A 16,337-nucleotide genomic window follows, 5' to 3' on the forward strand; every position below is an offset into this window, starting at 1 on the left:
ATATCCTACTCCAATGCACTGTTTTCTAATTTTGTATCATTTATAATATGTGTAGTATCGTTCATTTTCATAACTACAGGACCATAATCTCTAAGTTCGATTATGTTTAGAGCAGTATTTGCTTGATTTATTCTGTATATGTTTTTAACATCTGAATCTAAGAATGATAAAAGCATAATTCTTGCACATAGAGAGTGAGTTACTAAAACTATGTGTTTTCCATCGTATTTTTCATTTATTTCTTTTATAAAAGCATCTGTTCTTTCTTTTATTTGAGAAAGTGTTTCTCCTTGAGGAATTTTTGCTAGATGTGGTTCATTTCTCCACATTTTATATAACTCAGGATCTTCTTCAATTATATCTTTTATAATTCTTCCTTCCCAAGTCCCAAAATTCATTTCTCTTAAAGCTTCAGTTTTTTCAACTTCTATACTTAATTTGTTTCCGATAATTTCGGCAGTTTGATAAGCTCTTCCTAAATCACTACTGTAGATATAATCTATTGGATATTTAGTCATACTATCTGCTAAAAGTTCAGCTTGTTCTATACCTTTTGGTGTTAAATCTGAATTTCCATGTCCTTGTGTTTTGCCAAGTAAGTTCCATTCAGTCTGTCCATGTCTAACTATATATATTGTATTTGTCAACTATTTCCACTCCTTTGTTTGTTTCTCTCAAATTTTAATTATATCATAAATAAATATAATTTCATATGTATTATAAAGCATAAAAACTATCTCACTTATATAAATGAGATAGTTTTTGAATTTAAAGCCATTTATCATTTGGTATTTTTCTATTTTGAATTCTCTTATACACTGATTTTCTAAGAAGTGTGTAAATTACAGAGCTTAGAGGAATAAATAATATCATACCGACAATACCCATAAGTTTTGAACCTAAAGTTATTACAAATATAACCCATATAGGTGGAAGTCCTATTGATTTACCCACAACTCGAGGGTATATTAAGTTTCCTTCTATTTGTTGTAATACTGCAAATAAGATTGCAAATACGATTACTTTTATAGGGTTTACCATAACAATAAGTATTGACGCTATAATAAATGCTATACAAAGACCGAAAATAGGTATTAAAGCCATTATTGTAATCATAACACTTATTAAAAGTGCATATGGAATTTTTAGTATTACCATAGTTACAAAGAACATACTTCCAAGTATAAGACATTCAATACATTGATATGTAAAGAAGTTTGTAAATGTTTTATGTGTTAATTTGCCCACTTCAACCATTTTATCTACTATTTTTTCAGGTAAAAATGCATATAGTAATTTTTTTAATTGAACGCTTAATTTTTCTTTTGAAATAAGTATGTAAGCTGCAAATATAAAGCTTATTATTGTACTTATAATTGTTGAAACTACGCCTGTAACTACTCCAAATGTAGAAGTAAATAAACTACTAAAAGAGTCTTTGAAGAAGCTTAACACTTTGTTGCTAATGCTTTGCCAGTCTATTTCAACACTTGCAAGATAATCTTGAACCCAGTCCCAGTTTATATTTGTATCTTGTAGCAGTTTGCGTAAGCTTTCTACTGACTCTGGAACAGTATTTACTATATTTGTAATAGTATCTATTAGTTTTGGCCCAATTAAAAATACTAAAACTAATATTACTAATATAAATATTAAAAATGTAAGCAACAGGCTAAGCGGTCTTTTTAGCCTTGGAAATTTTCTTTCTAAAAAGTTCATAGGTATGCTCAGAATAAATGCAATTGCAGCACCTACTAAAAATGGTTCTACTATAGAAAGTATATTTGTAAAAATGCCAAATATATCTCCAATTCGATATAAAATAAAAACGAGGAATATTAAAAATATAATTCCTTCAAATATTTTTCTTATTTGTTTTTCGTGCACAATAGTACCTCCCAATATGTGAAAATTTATTAAACAAATATCTGTATCTATAATCATATACCAGATTTATGAAATATATACTAAGTTTATGAATTATATGTTACATATTTATTTCGAGTTCAAAATCTACTTCTTCTACACCTAACTTTTTCATCATCTCAGATTTGGCTTTTAATGATACGCAGTGGCATGGATAGAATTTTCTTATTATCGACTTCTATATAATAACTTACTGCAGGTTCTCCTAAATACTATTTATCTATATATGTATTGTTAGCCATCAAAACTGTTATTTTCAAGTTAATTCCCTCCATTCTTATAACTTTAATATTAAGTCATTATAATGTAAAAAACAATCATTTTGTTTAGTTATAAATATTTTATTAAAGTATATAAAAAATAAAGTTAAATAGAAAATTATCTATCTAACTTTATTTTTCGAAGATTGAAAATTTATTCAGATAAAGGATAACCTATATAATTATAAAAAAGGTCCATAGCATATACTTTTCCTGTATAAGCATCTACAAAACATTGTCTTGCTACAGCAGTATTACTTTCTCCTTTAATTCTAATTATAAAACTATAGCCTATTTTATAAGTAGAATCTTTAAAATAATAATATTTCATTAAATTAGAATTATAAGGTTCAACAAGTGCTATATTTTCAAAAACTGATTCTATTTTTTTTACTGCTTTATTTATATCATAATTTATGTTATAGCAATCATTCTCATTGCATTCAATAGGTAGATTTTCATCATTTAAATATTCTTCAGATTCTAAAAAATCATCAAATTCTTTTTCTAATTCATTATTTCTATTATAAGGTTGAGAAGTTACTTCTTCATCAGTTTTTGGAGTAATTAAATAATTATAATTCTCCTTATTATCTAAAAAATCCTTTTTAAAATCAGATTTATCGATATTGAAAGTCTCCTCACCACAATCAATTTGAATACTGTCAATCCAATCGTCACCTTCATAAAAATATTGAAGTAAATTGCCCTCAATAAAGGCCTTTTCAATTACACCATCACAGGCTGCATCTCTAAATAAACTTATTAAATATTCTCCTTCTAATTTAGCAGTTAGTTTATTATTGTCATCTTTTAAAATTTTTATACTTTCATCTGAAGAAACCAACATATTAGCTAAATATTGAACCTTTTGTTCAATAGGTAAACCTTCTTTAAAATCTATGTATTTTGTAATTTGAGATAGGTTAACTTTTTTATTATTTTTAATTTTTTCATCTTTTCTGCCATAATTCCCATAAAATCCAACAACATTATTTGTTTTTTCTTTATTACCATTGATTTTAAAATTATTTGTTTTTCCTTCATTACTATTGACTCTAGGGTAGTTTATTCCAATTGAACCAATGCAAGTTAAATTTGGTCTTTCATTGCCATCGTATATATCTTTTATTGTAAATTTAACATAGTCTGTTTCTACTGGTTTATTTAAAACAATTTCTTGTTCTTCAATATTATCATCTTCTAAATCTATTTCTTGTTTTTGACCATTAGAAAACTCTACTTCTAAATTCTTTACTCTATTGTCCTTATGATAACTTTTTTTGTTATCGCTATTGTATCCTAGGCCATTTAATATATATAATTTATTAACTTCAATTTTGTCACTAAAACTTATTTTAATCCACTCACCTATGCCCTTTTTTTCACTATCATTTAACACCCAACTGCTATTGCTGTCATTATCTAAAACATTTGCTGGAGAGTAATCATCTACTTGAGATTTTTTAAAATAATTAGATGCTTCAGCCGAATATACGATATAATTTTTTTGAGTTGCAAGTGTATTTATAGGATCTTGTTCTTGCTGTGATTTTTCCTCTACACTTGATGATAGAGTAGTTTTTTTAGTTTCTGCTTTTTTAAAACAACCCACCATCGATAAACAAATTATAAAAATAGTTAAAATTGATAAATATTTTTTTAGATTCATATTTTCTTTTCCCCTTTACAAAATTTTATTATTGTTTTAATTTTTTTGTATAACCATTTCCCCAAAATATATCTACAGCAACCTCTGTAATTTTTAATGGTACTACTGTTACTGCAAAAGAACCTAAATTAAGTTCTATATCAAATGCATTTTTAATGATAAAAAACGATTTTAAAAAATTGTATTTAATTATTATCTTTAGGAATAAACAAATAACTAACCCTATAAAAATCATTTTCATTAAATTAATAAAATTAAGTGATTTAATTCTAAAAATACCTTTTTTATTATCTTCTATTTGTCCAATTTCGTATATTCCGTGATATATAATACCAGCGTATATTATGTTAATAATAATAAAACCTACTAGTGACAGTAAAAATGATGTCCCCGAAAAAATTTGTTGTAAAAATTGAAGAAATCTCAATAGCGTAACTGCAATTATAGCAAATACAGTATATAAAAAGTCTGAATTATTATTTAAAATTTTAGAGATATCATTTGGCAATTCATTTAAAAATGTTTTTTCTATGCTAAAGCCTGGCAAAAATATAGACAATACACTTGTGTATATAAAATAGAATATCAAAATAACTAAGCATACACTTACCATAGTTGAAAAAGATTCATCTTCTGCTTTTATTTCAAATGGCAATATATTCAAAAAAGATAATCTATTTAAAAGTAGATTGAAAAATAGATTAATTATAGAAAAAATTTGAACTACAACTATATTGACTATAGTATATATGAAATTAAAAATATATTTAGTAAAGCTAACAATACTTATAATAGCAAAAAAAATACTGATTGTTACTCTTAAAATACTTTTTTCTTTGAGTTTGTTTGATTCATTCATGCTTATTATACTTTCTGCAATAAAATAAGGATTTAATATTTGAAGAGATATATTAAGTATAAATACAAAACAACCGAATAAAATTTCAATTATTATTATTTTCATTGTATTCCCTCTCTATAAAATTTTTATTTTTATATAGTAAATTGTAAGTGTTACACTTATACAAAGTTTACCATATTTTATTTAGTTTTCAAATGTTTTTAGTTGTATTTTTATAAAAAATCTTAATTAGTATAATAAATCTTTGTATTTTGATATTTTAATAAAATAAAACTGTAAAAAAGACATATAAACTTAACTGTTAAGTCATAATATAATAAAAAACAATAAGTTTGTACATATTTATAGTCAATTTATGATAAAATAAAAAAATAAAGACAATACTAAGGAGAATGACAAAATGGAAGAGATGAGTATTTTAATAACAAACGAAGCAAAAAGAGAATTAGATAAGCTTCTAGAAAATAGTGATAAAACTTGTATAAGAATTCTTACAAGACATATAACTATGACAACTGAGGCTAAAATAGACTTAGAGTTAGACGAACCAAATGCAAATGACAACTGTTATGATGTAGATGGATATAAAGTAATAATAAACAAAGTATTAGATTCTCAAATGAACTACATAACTATATCATATGGAGGATTATTAAGCAGAAACGCATTTTGCGTAGAAGCTGATTTTAATTTCTATTATTAAAATATCTTAATAGGGTGATAATATTGATAAAATTAGATACTTTTGAATCAGTACAAAATAATATAAATCAAAATAAAATGACAGTAGTTTACTTCACAGGCAACTCATGTGGTGCTTGTGAGGTTATAAAAGAAAAAATTGAAAATTTTTTAGAAAACTATCCTAATATAAAAGCATATGAAATAAATGGCGAGGAAAATACAAAAATAGCTTATAAATATAGTGTTTTTTCTATGCCTGTGTTTCTTTTATTTATAGAAGGAAAAGAAAGTATTAGGACTGGAAGACATGTTGATTTATTGAGTTTGGAAAGAAGTATTGATAGGTATTATAATATGATTTATTAAATGGCATAGGCTAGCTAATTAGCTTATGCTTTTTTAATTTCAAAACAAAAAGGTATATCGCAATTATCTGCGATATACCTTAAAAGGATTACATATATTATTTAACAACTATATCTATATTATCTCCATCTCCATCGACAACTATAGTATCGCCATTTCTAATTTGTCCTGCTATTAATTTTCTAGCTATTATAGTTTCAAGAGTGTTTCCTATATATCTCTTAAGTGGTCTTGCACCATAAACTGGGTCATAACCTTCTCTTACCATAATATCTTTTGCAGCATCTGTAACTTCCATATTTATGTCTTTATCTTTTAATCTGTTTGCTAAGCTATTCATAAATATATCTATTATTTTCTTGATTTCTTCTTTGTCTAGAGATTTGAACATTATAATGTCGTCAACTCTGTTTAAGAATTCTGGTTTAAATCTTCTCTTCATTTCGCCCATTACAAGGCCTTTAGTTTCTTCTGTTATCTTACCTTGATCTTGTAATAAGTAGCTACTACCTATATTTGATGTCATTATGATTATAGTATTTTTAAAATCTACTGTATTACCTTTGTTATCTGTAAGTCTACCATCATCTAGTATTTGTAAGAACATGTTAAATACATCTTCATGAGCTTTTTCGATTTCATCGAATAATATTACTGAATATGGAGCACGTCTAACTGCTTCTGTTAATTGTCCACCTTCTTCATATCCTACATATCCTGGAGGTGGTCCTACAAGTCTAGATACTGAGTGTTTTTCCATGTATTCAGACATATCGATTCTTATTATGTTTTCTTCGCTGTCAAATAATGAACGCGCTAAAGTTTTTGCAAGTTCAGTTTTACCTACACCAGTTGGTCCAAGGAATATAAATGAACCGATTGGTTTGTTTTCATCTTTAAGTCCTGCTCTTGCACGAATTACTGCATTTGATACTGCTGTAACAGCTTCGTTTTGTCCTATAACTCTTTCGTGAAGCTCATCTTCAAGTTTAAGAAGTTTTTCTCTTTCGCCTTCAACTAATTTAGTTACAGGTATACCAGTCCATTTAGATACTATTTCAGAAATTTCATTTTCAGTAACTTCTTCTTTAAGTAAAGCTGTATCGTATCCACTGCTTATTTTTTCTTCGTATTGTTTTATTTGAGCCTCAAGTTTTGGAATTTCACCGTATTTTATTTCAGCAACTTTGTTAAAGTCGTATTCTCTTTCGTATTTTTCAACTTGTCCTTTTAAATCATCAAGTTGTGCTTTTAAGTTTCTAACTTGTAGTATTTGATTTTTTTCTTTTTCATATTTAGCTGTCATTTCGTCATCTTTAGATTTTAATTCAGCTAATTCTTTTTCAAGTACTTCAAGACGTTTTTTACTTTTTTCATCTTCTTCTGTAAGTAGTGCTTCTCTTTCAGTTTCTAAAGTAAATAATTTTCTTCTTACTATGTCAAGTTCTGTTGGTAAAGAATCTATTTCACTACGTATCATAGCGCCAGCTTCATCTATTAAGTCGATAGCTTTATCTGGTAAGAATCTATCAGTTATATATCTATCAGATAATTTAGCGGCAGCTACTATAGCATTGTCGTGAATTCTTATTCCGTGATGTATTTCAAAACGTTCTTTTAAACCTCTAAGTATTGATATTGTATCTTCTACAGTAGGTTCTTCAGCTATTACTGGTTGGAAACGTCTTTCAAGTGCTTTATCTTTTTCGATGTATTTTCTATATTCATCAAATGTAGTCGCACCTATACAGTTTAATTCACCACGAGCAAGCATAGGTTTAATTAAGTTACCAGCATCCATAGAACCTTCAGTTTTACCAGCACCAACTATTGTATGAATTTCGTCTATAAATAGTATTATCTTACCTTCAGCATTTTGAACTTCTTTTAATACTGCTTTTAGACGTTCTTCGAATTCACCACGGTATTTAGCACCAGCGATTAATGCACCCATATCAAGTGAGAAGATTATTTTATCTTTTAATCCTTCTGGAACATCTCCTCTAACTATTCTTTCTGCCAAACCTTCAACTATAGCAGTTTTACCAACACCAGGTTCACCAATTAAAACTGGATTGTTTTTAGTTCTTCTTGATAATATTCTTATGATTCTTCTTATTTCTTCGTCCCTACCTATAACAGGGTCTAGTTTATGTTTTTTAGCTAAATCTACTAAGTTTGTACCGAATTTAGCTAGTGCATCATAAGTTCCTTCTGGATCGTTAGAATCTACTCTTTGGCTACCCCTTACACTTGATAAAACTTGTAAGAAGTCGTTTTTGTTAATTCCGTACATTTTAAGTATTTTTCCTACAACAGATTTAGATTCAGTTTCCATCATAGCAAGCATTACGTGTTCAACGCTTATATATGAGTCTTTGAAATCTTTAGATATTTCTTCGGCCTTAATTAGTACTTCTTCAATTCTTCTAGAAGCAGTGACGCCTTGTGATGATATACCTTCTCCGTATATTTGAGGTATTTTACCTAATTCTTCGTCTATAGTGCTTTTTAATGCTGCTACAGATACATTCATTTTTTCAAAAATATTTGGAATTAAACCATCTTCTTGGTTTACTAATGCAGAAAATAGATGAATAACATCTACTTGTTGGTTGTGGTGTTTAACTGCCTCATTGTAGGCGTCGTTTAAACTTTTTTGAACTCTTACGGTCATTTTTTCTATATCCATATTAATCCCTCCATCTATATATTATGTCCTAAATAAAGAGAAATAGATATAGCTTTACCTAAAATTTGATAAGCTATTTTGATTTTGCAATTACCCTAAAAAATAAAGGAATATATATTCCTGTGCATAAAAAATAAAATAATAATAAAGGTCTATTTTGAAATTCTTAGACCATATCTATAAAAATAAGATTTTTAATCTTTAAATACTATTATAGAACTTTTTTTGCAAAAATCTAGGGGTTTTTGTTTACAATTTTGTTACTTTTATGAAAGTAAGATTTAAGATAGATTTTATAAGAAGCTGTCTTAAGTTTACGATTTTTATTAAATAAAAAAATATCAATATAAATAAAATAGATTTGTAATTTAGTATGTTTTTTTACCTTATTTAATTTAAAAACTTAAAAAATTAAATTTTATTTATCATAAGCATAAATCAAATTAATATTTTAAATATAAAATAAAATATTATTTATTAATTTTGTGTTAAAAATTTAACTTTTACATACCTATGTTACATATATTTACAAAAAACTCTAAAACAATGAAGGAAAATAAAGCTTTTTAGTGAATTTATATATAATTAGATAAATATCAATTTTTATAGGGGTGATAAAATGAAAAATATTAAGTTTGAAAAAAATGGAAAAATATTCAACTTAAAAGCTCTTGTTTGCGAGAATAAAGATTTAATAAAATATATGAAACGCGATTATCTTTTGAATTTATGTGCAGAGGGTTGTCCAAATTACAATACAAATTGGTCTTGCCCACCAAATAGTCCTCGATTTGATGAATATTCAGCGGACTATACTAATTCTCTATTAGTTCAAGTTACAAGTGAAGTTGAAGAAGGAGAAGAATTTATGGAAGCTTATATTCAAAATAGAAATACTTTAGAAGATTTGCTTTCTAAGATGCAAATCGATTTTGAATGTATTAAAACTGCGTGCGGATCTTGTAATTTATGTGAAAGATGTGCATTTTTAGATAATAAACATTGCTACCATCCAGAAAAGATGAGATATTCTATGGAAGCTATGGGCATGGACCTTCAAAAGATGTCCGAAGAAGTATTTAACCACAAATTAACTTGGAATAATAAAGATAATAAATCAAATATATGTACTTCTATAGGGTCTATTCTTTTTAATGGGACTTTTTTAGAAGATGATTTTTGTTATTTAGCTAGAAATTATAGATTTTAATAAAAATAATAAATATATAACAACATTTAATTTTGAATTTTTATAACATGTATCAGGTAATAGTTGTACTTAAATTGTGAAAAAGTAAAACTTTTATCAAAGATATTGTGCCTAAATAAATAAAAAAAGACTATAAGTCGTTGTAAAGGTTAGACCAACGGTCTATTCATTTTAACCTTTACATAAGATTTATAGTCTTTTATATTGATATTGGCACATATATCTTTATTTACCCAAACCTATAATTATACTTAAAATTGTAAAATATCTAGAATTAAAAAATATTATTGTAAATAATAAGATAGATAAAAGTAATTTTAAAATTTTCTTATATTTCTTGATTTTTCTTTATATTGTTTGATATATGTTTTAATATATCTTCTTTACTTAATCCTGATAAATGAAGTTTATGACCTAATTTTATATATTCAGAGAATTGGACTCCAGGTTTTAGGCCAAGCTCTATTAAATCTTTGCCACTTACTTCTGGTTCTTTCATAAGCTCTTCATAATCTTTTAATGAAGCGCGAAGCGTCATTTCTATCTCGCTATAATCTTTATCAATTCCTCTTCCAAGAGAATCAGCTTTTGCAAGTAATATTAAATCATTTGGATGTATTGCATCATCCCATAATTTCATCATTGATTTCTTTTTTGAAGTATTATACATTTGATTTGGTTTCATATGAAGCTTAACTAAATTTAATACTTCTTTTTTTAGACTTATTTTATTTGTAAGTCTATTTAAAAATTTATGTGCCAAATTAACACTTTCAACTTCATGACCATATGCAGTAAGCTTACCTTTTCTTAATTTTGTAGTAGAGATTTTTCCAAAATCGTGACATAGTGCAGCTAACATAAATGACAATTTATTTTCAGCTTCATCTTTTAATTTTGCCGCTTCATCTAAAACCATCATACTATGTGTAAATACATCGCCTTCTGGATGATGTATCTTTGATTGTTCTATTCCAATTAAGTCTTCTACTTCTTTAAACCAAAATGACAGTTGTTTCATCTCTTTTAAAGAAGTAAAAAATATTGATGGCTCTGTTGATTTTAACAATGCTTTTTTTAACTCTTCAAATACCCTTTCAAAGGCAAGAGATGACACATCCATACTTGAACAAAGTTTTATAGTTTCTTTATCAATTTCAAATTTAAATCTAGATGCAAATTGCGCAGCTCTAAATACTCTAAGAGGATCTTCACAAAATGAAATATCATTTATATGCTTTAGTTTTTTATTTTTTAAGTCTTCTATTCCACAAAATGGGTCTATAATCTCTCCAGTAAGTACATCTTTCATCATAGAGTTTATAGTAAAGTCTCTTCTTATTGCAGCTTGTTCATATCCTATAAACGGGTCTACATATATTTCAAAATCTCTATGACCTCTTCCATTAGATATTTCTTTTCTCGGCATAGCTATATCTATATCATATCCTTTTAAATTAAAAACACCAAAAGAAGCTCCAATTTTTTGGACATTTCCCAGAGATTCAAGTATATCTACTAAACAATCTACATCTATACCATGTACTTCTATGTCTATATCTTTTGTTTCTATTTTTAATAGTTCGTCTCGTACATAACCTCCAACGAAAAACGTTCTACCGCCTTTTTCTGAAACTTTTTTTGCTATTTTTGTAGCCATATCCATATTTTTATTCACAATAAATATCACCTCTCTTTAATTATATTTTTACGATAATTTCAATTTATATATTATTTGAATATATTTATTTGTATATTTTTAAATATATTTACTTATAAGTAAAAAGATAATTCAATTTAATTTGAGCAAACTTTTTCTTTATTATCATTAATATACTATTACTATTTTAAAATTTCAATTAAAACGTAACTTTTTATAAGTTTAACTTAAGAAAAAGCGCTACAAAAGTAAATTTGCAGCGCTTTTATATGTAAGTTTATTTTAATTTATAAAATATAAAGATATTATATATTATAAACTTTTTAATTAAATTTAAATCTTATATTAATTCTACTAACTAAAATTATATATCATACTATATTCTAGCTTAAGAATGCTTCTACAATAACTGCTTCAGCTTGTTCTTCGTCAAGGCCGAAGGTCTCTAATTTAAGCAATTGTTCATTATTTATTCTACCTATAGCAGCTTCATGGATTATAGCAGCATCTGTATGGTTTGCTTGTATCTCTGGAATAGAAGCTACTCTTGCATTATCCATTATTATAGAATCACATTGTATATGAGCTTTACACTTTTCATTTCCAACTGCTATTGGATGGAATGATTGTGTAGAATCGTTTTTGGCAACTGAACGAGATACTATCTGTAGTGTTGAGTTTTTACCATTTAAATTAGCAGTTATATTAGATGTAGCATGTTGGTTGTCATGCGTCATTAATTTTTCTGTAATCACAAGCTTAGAGTCTTTACCTACATTTGCTTCAGTTTCTCTAATAGTAGAAGTAACTCCTTTTATTTGAGTCATTTCCATTTCACAATATGATCCTTCTTCCATATGAACTATAGTTGTAGGATTTAGTATTCTATCTCCAGTACCTTCGCCTTCGCCATAGTGTTTTTCTATATATTTTACTTTAGCATTTTTTCCTATATAAAAAGTATGGATACCATCGTGTTCAGAAGTTGCACTTCCGCAGTTGTGTATACCACAACCAGCGACTATATCAACTTCGGCACCTTCTCCTATAAAGAAATCATTATATACTAAATCGTTTAAACCAGTTTCAGTTAATACAACAGGTATATGAACTTGTTCTCCCTTTGTATGAGGTTTTACAATTATATCTATACCAGGTTTATCTTCTTTTGTTTTTATTTCTATATTTTCTGTAGAGTGACGCATAACTCCTACGCCATCTTTTCTAAGGTTAAATGCTCCTTCAGGTTCCCCTGTAATATCGGCTATTGTCTTTAATAAATTTTCTAGCATACTATTTTTCATGTGTTAAAGCAACCTCCTTTATGGGACAACCACAATCAGTTGGTCCAGCTTGAATAAGTGGCATAATTTGTTCTTTAGGCCCTTTATTTTTAATTTTACCATTTGCAATTATCATAATTTCATCAGCCAAGTCTATTACTCTTTCTTGATGTGAAATTATAATAACAGTTTGTTCCTTGTTTTCTTTGAATTTTTGGAAGCTGTTAACAAGCATTGAAAAACTCCATAAATCTATTCCTGCTTCTGGCTCATCATATATAGCCAGTTTAGGATTTCTAGCCATTAGCGAAGCTATTTCTATTCTTTTTAATTCCCCACCAGATAAAGATGCATCGACATCTCTTTTTAAATACTCTTTAGAACAAAGACCTACGTTAGTAAGGTATTCGCAACAAGCGTCATTACTTAATTTATTTCCAGAAGCTAAATTAAGAAGCTTTTTAACTGTAACGCCTTTAAATCTTGGAGGTTGCTGAAATGCATAACCTATTCCGATTCTTGCACGTTCTGTTATACTAAGGTTTGTGACGTCTTGTCCATCAAATAATATTTGTCCAGATGTTGGTTTTTCTATTCCCATTATTATTTTAGCTAATGTTGATTTACCGCCGCCGTTAGGCCCTGTTATAATTAATATCTTACCTTTTTCAATTGTAAAGTTTATATTATCTAAAATAGTAATTTCACCTTTGCCATCTAAATTGTCTACTTTAAATGTAATATTTTTTAATTCAAGCATAACAAATTCCTTTCTATTTCTATATTTCAAATAAAATACTCAAAATTTAAGTATTTAAAATTATGAGCGCTTAAAGATAAGCACTCATAATTCTCCCCATGTTTTTAAGTTTATACAATTATATCTATTTTTTCTACATGTTTTAATGATATTTTTAACTTTTTAAATTGAAATTTGTTTTTATTTTCCTGCAACAGATAGACCACTTGCTATTACTGTTGGGCTACCAACTGAGCTAAGTGGGAATTTTAGATCATCTCCGACTTCTTCTATATCTTTAAGAAGTTTAAAGAAGTTACCTGCTACAGTTATTTGATCTACTGGATATTCCTTTTTACCGTCTTTTATGTAGAATCCTTTTGCAGCTAATGAGAAATCCCCTGTTATAGCGTTAGCTCCAGAGTGAAGCCCTGCAAAGTCAGTTATTAAAAGCCCTTCACCTATGTTTTCTAATATTTCATCAAAAGATAAATTTCCTTTTTCTATATAGAAATTGCTAGGAGAAACAGCTACAGAAGTTGCATAAGAAGACTTAAATCCATTACCAGTACTTTTTGTATTTGCTTTATTAGCCGTTTTTAAGTTGTGAAGTAATGTTGTAAGTTTTCCATTAGATACAATTTCTTTTTTAAATGTAGCTACACCTTCATCATCAAAAGGTGCTGAAGATAATCCATTATCTAAAAGAGGATTGTCTATTATTGTTACTTTTTCTGAAGCTATCATAGTATTTTCTTTATCTTTTAGTAAAGAAAGTCCTTTTTGAGTAGCATCTGCGCTAAATACTCCACAAAAAGCACTAAGTAGCGATACCATAGCTTCGTTATATAGAGCTATCTTGTAGTTTCCTGTTTTTATAACATTTGAGTTTATTTTTGATAATGCTTCATCAACGCCCATTTTAGCTATTTCTTTGGGATCTATTTGATTTATATTTGTTGCTATTTTGTATCCTGTTCCATCTTGCTTTTCGCCATCTATCTCTACTATAGGTATTATATATGCATAAAGTATATTTTCTTTATTTTTTAAGTTAAGTCCTTTTGTATTTGATATTTGGACTTCACCTTTAGAGTAGGTAATCTTACAACCTCCTATATTTACGACATTTGGGTTGTAGTTTTTGCATTCTTCTTCCATTTTAAGACCTAAGTCGATTAAATCTTTTGGATCTATATTATCTAAATCTTCATAATAGCAAATTACTTTTTCGTATTTTTCATCGCCTTTATATATAAATTGAGTATCTTCATTTTCTATAAGTAAGGCTGCATTTTTAGCAGTAGTTATAAGCATATCTACTGAAGTTTCATCTAGTATTCTAGTATGAGAATACCCTATTTTACCGTTTATTATACCTCTAAATGATAAACCAAAACTTTTGTCTAGATTATAACTTTCTACTTCTTGTTGATAAATAGATATTTCTAAAGACTCTGAATTAGTCACATATATTTCACTATTTTCAAAACCAGCTTCTTTTGCTTTTTCAAATAATATTTCTTTAAATGTATTTAAATTCATAATAGTTACTCCCTTCCGCCAACAGTTATATTTTTAACTCTAATCATAGGCTGACCTACATTTACAGGTATACTTCCTGATTTAGAGCCACACATTCCTTCAGCTTGAGCAACATTATCAGATACCATATCTATTTCCATTAAAACTTCACTACCTTTACCTATAAGTGAAGCTCCTCTAACTGGTTCTGTTATTTCACCATTTTTAACTAAATATCCTTCATTTACAGCAAAGTTAAATTCTCCTGTAACTGGATTTACAGAACCACCACCTAGTTTTTTAGCATATAGTCCATCATCTATTGATTTTATGATATCTTCTACTTTGTCATCACCAGGAGCTATATATGTATTAGTCATTCTTGAAGTCGGCTCATATTTATAACTTTCACGTCTAGAGTTTCCAGTTACTTCTGTATTCATTCTTCTAGCATTTAATTTATCAACCATATATGATTTTAAGATACCATTTTCTATAAGTACATTTCTTCTAGTAGGTGTCCCTTCGTCATCTATATTTGATGAGCCCCAGTGATTTTTCATAGTACCGTCATCTATTGCAGTTAATTTTGTAGATGCTATTTGTTCTCCTAATTTATCACAAAATACTGAGTTTCCTTTTGCAACTGCTGTTGCTTCTAATGCATGGCCGCAGGCCTCGTGGAAGATTACGCCTCCAAATCCATTGTCTATTGCCACTGTCATTTGGCCGGCAGGACAGTTTTTAGCACTTAACATTATATGGGCAGTCTTTGCTGCTTCTCTACCATGATATTCAGGATCCACTTCGTCTTTAAACATTTCAAATCCCATAAGTCTACCTGGATTTTGGCTACCTGTTTGGTTCTCATTTTCATTAGAAGCAATTGCATTTACCATAAGTCTAGTTCTAATTCTAGTGTCTTCAGTATATAATCCTTCCGTATTGGCAATTAATATATTTTGCTCTTTATCCATATATCCAACACTTACTTTTGATATATCAGTGTGGTAATTTTTTGCACTTTTATATGCACTTTTCATAACTTTTATTTTTTCTTTACAATCTACACTACTTGGATTTATTTTTATTGGGTGTAAATTTTTAAAAGTCATATGATTATTTAAGATAATCGATTTTCCTTCTTCTATTTTGCCTAATGCAAGTGCTGCTTTATAAGCAGTATCTAAAAGAGATGATAAGCTATTGTCATTTGTATAAGCATAAACACTTTTTAGCCCTTTGAATATTCTTATACCAATACCATAATCTCTTCCACCTAATATATTTTCTACTTTATCATCTAATACAGAAATACTATTAGTTATACTATCTTCTTCAAATATTTCTGCAAAATCAGCTCCTGTAATTAAACATTTTTCTAGTACTTTAGTCGCTATTTCTTTTGAAATCATATTTCCCCTCCTACCATGTAAATTTATTTTTATGTGCATACAAT

The 16,337-nt window shown here is 27.7% G+C and carries 13 protein-coding genes and 1 pseudogene; 3 read left to right on the top strand and 11 right to left on the bottom strand.

All coding sequences use genetic code 11. The annotated features are described in order from the left end of the window. Window positions 1–5 precede the first annotated feature (5 nt). The 5 genes and pseudogenes from ABCM86_RS11295 to ABCM86_RS11315 form a co-directional block, all read right to left on the bottom strand. Window positions 6–647, bottom strand: coding sequence for a histidine phosphatase family protein (locus ABCM86_RS11295; RefSeq protein WP_055087776.1), 642 nt, complete (start codon window positions 645–647; stop codon window positions 6–8). 121 nt (window positions 648–768) lie between these two features. Then, window positions 769–1,887, bottom strand: a complete 1,119-nt coding sequence (locus tag ABCM86_RS11300; RefSeq protein WP_227792496.1) for an AI-2E family transporter — start codon at window positions 1,885–1,887, stop codon at window positions 769–771. A 194-nt stretch (window positions 1,888–2,081) separates the two neighbouring features. Next, window positions 2,082–2,186 (bottom strand): annotated as a pseudogene (locus ABCM86_RS11305) (MBL fold metallo-hydrolase); the annotation flags it as partial. Between the two features lie 154 nt (window positions 2,187–2,340). Beyond that, the gene (locus ABCM86_RS11310) at window positions 2,341–3,858 is read right to left on the bottom strand and encodes a discoidin domain-containing protein (protein WP_343004033.1); all 1,518 of its coding nucleotides are present in this window, start codon (window positions 3,856–3,858) and stop codon (window positions 2,341–2,343) included. Between the two features lie 28 nt (window positions 3,859–3,886). After that, entirely contained in the window at window positions 3,887–4,822 is a 936-nt protein-coding gene (locus ABCM86_RS11315) for a hypothetical protein (RefSeq protein WP_343004034.1), read from the bottom strand. Between the two features lie 298 nt (window positions 4,823–5,120). Here ABCM86_RS11315 and ABCM86_RS11320 point away from each other — a divergent pair, with 298 nt between their 5' ends. Further along, window positions 5,121–5,423 carry a hypothetical protein gene (locus ABCM86_RS11320; protein WP_007286995.1) on the top strand — a complete coding sequence of 101 codons (303 nt, stop codon included), beginning with the start codon at window positions 5,121–5,123 and terminating at the stop codon, window positions 5,421–5,423. Between the two features lie 23 nt (window positions 5,424–5,446). Further along, window positions 5,447–5,770 carry a thioredoxin family protein gene (locus tag ABCM86_RS11325; protein ID WP_064774003.1) on the top strand — a complete coding sequence of 108 codons (324 nt, stop codon included), beginning with the start codon at window positions 5,447–5,449 and terminating at the stop codon, window positions 5,768–5,770. 97 nt (window positions 5,771–5,867) lie between these two features. Here the strand turns inward: ABCM86_RS11325 and clpB are convergent, their stop codons facing one another. Beyond that, the gene (gene clpB, locus ABCM86_RS11330; RefSeq protein WP_343004035.1) at window positions 5,868–8,462 is read right to left on the bottom strand and encodes an ATP-dependent chaperone ClpB; all 2,595 of its coding nucleotides are present in this window, start codon (window positions 8,460–8,462) and stop codon (window positions 5,868–5,870) included. Between the two features lie 619 nt (window positions 8,463–9,081). On the opposite strand from clpB, the gene ABCM86_RS11335 reads away from it, so the two are divergent. Further along, window positions 9,082–9,672 carry a DUF2284 domain-containing protein gene (locus ABCM86_RS11335; protein ID WP_295676355.1) on the top strand — a complete coding sequence of 197 codons (591 nt, stop codon included), beginning with the start codon at window positions 9,082–9,084 and terminating at the stop codon, window positions 9,670–9,672. A gap of 328 nt (window positions 9,673–10,000) precedes the next feature. Here the strand turns inward: ABCM86_RS11335 and ABCM86_RS11340 are convergent, their stop codons facing one another. The 5 genes from ABCM86_RS11340 to ABCM86_RS11360 all read right to left on the bottom strand — a co-directional run bounded on the left by ABCM86_RS11340 (window position 10,001) and on the right by ABCM86_RS11360 (window position 16,293). Then, complete coding sequence (locus tag ABCM86_RS11340) at window positions 10,001–11,350, bottom strand: HD domain-containing protein (protein WP_295676357.1); 1,350 nt, start codon at window positions 11,348–11,350, stop codon at window positions 10,001–10,003. Window positions 11,351–11,715: 365 nt separating this feature from the next. After that, on the bottom strand, window positions 11,716–12,636 hold the full coding sequence (locus ABCM86_RS11345; RefSeq protein WP_295676358.1) for a SufD family Fe-S cluster assembly protein: 921 nt from the start codon (window positions 12,634–12,636) through the stop codon (window positions 11,716–11,718). After that, window positions 12,626–13,375, bottom strand: coding sequence for an ATP-binding cassette domain-containing protein (locus ABCM86_RS11350; protein ID WP_195930944.1), 750 nt, complete (start codon window positions 13,373–13,375; stop codon window positions 12,626–12,628). The genes ABCM86_RS11345 and ABCM86_RS11350 overlap by 11 nt, the downstream gene beginning before the upstream one ends. A gap of 180 nt (window positions 13,376–13,555) precedes the next feature. Then, window positions 13,556–14,899: a TldD/PmbA family protein gene (locus ABCM86_RS11355; RefSeq protein ID WP_295676359.1), complete on the bottom strand. Its 1,344-nt coding sequence runs from the start codon at window positions 14,897–14,899 to the stop codon at window positions 13,556–13,558. Between the two features lie 5 nt (window positions 14,900–14,904). After that, window positions 14,905–16,293, bottom strand: coding sequence for a TldD/PmbA family protein (locus tag ABCM86_RS11360; protein WP_343004038.1), 1,389 nt, complete (start codon window positions 16,291–16,293; stop codon window positions 14,905–14,907). Window positions 16,294–16,337 lie beyond the last annotated feature (44 nt).

The organism is Clostridium sp. 2218st1_F5_2218SCRN_220325 (assembly GCF_039062665.1).
In the GTDB taxonomy this organism is placed as follows: Bacteria; Bacillota; Clostridia; order Peptostreptococcales; family Peptostreptococcaceae; genus Intestinibacter.

Bases quoted from the DNA above. Each gene is read 5' to 3' on its own strand.
- ABCM86_RS11335 (WP_295676355.1), top strand. From the start codon at position 9,082: ATGAAAAATATTAAGTTTGAAAAAAATGGAAAAATATTCAACTTAAAA.
- ABCM86_RS11345 (WP_295676358.1), bottom strand. From the start codon at position 12,636: ATGAAAAATAGTATGCTAGAAAATTTATTAAAGACAATAGCCGATATT.
- ABCM86_RS11320 (WP_007286995.1), top strand. From the start codon at position 5,121: ATGGAAGAGATGAGTATTTTAATAACAAACGAAGCAAAAAGAGAATTA.
- ABCM86_RS11360 (WP_343004038.1), bottom strand. From the start codon at position 16,293: ATGATTTCAAAAGAAATAGCGACTAAAGTACTAGAAAAATGTTTAATT.
- ABCM86_RS11315 (WP_343004034.1), bottom strand. From the start codon at position 4,822: ATGAAAATAATAATAATTGAAATTTTATTCGGTTGTTTTGTATTTATA.
- ABCM86_RS11350 (WP_195930944.1), bottom strand. From the start codon at position 13,375: ATGCTTGAATTAAAAAATATTACATTTAAAGTAGACAATTTAGATGGC.
- ABCM86_RS11355 (WP_295676359.1), bottom strand. From the start codon at position 14,899: ATGAATTTAAATACATTTAAAGAAATATTATTTGAAAAAGCAAAAGAA.
- clpB (WP_343004035.1), bottom strand. From the start codon at position 8,462: ATGGATATAGAAAAAATGACCGTAAGAGTTCAAAAAAGTTTAAACGAC.
- ABCM86_RS11310 (WP_343004033.1), bottom strand. From the start codon at position 3,858: ATGAATCTAAAAAAATATTTATCAATTTTAACTATTTTTATAATTTGT.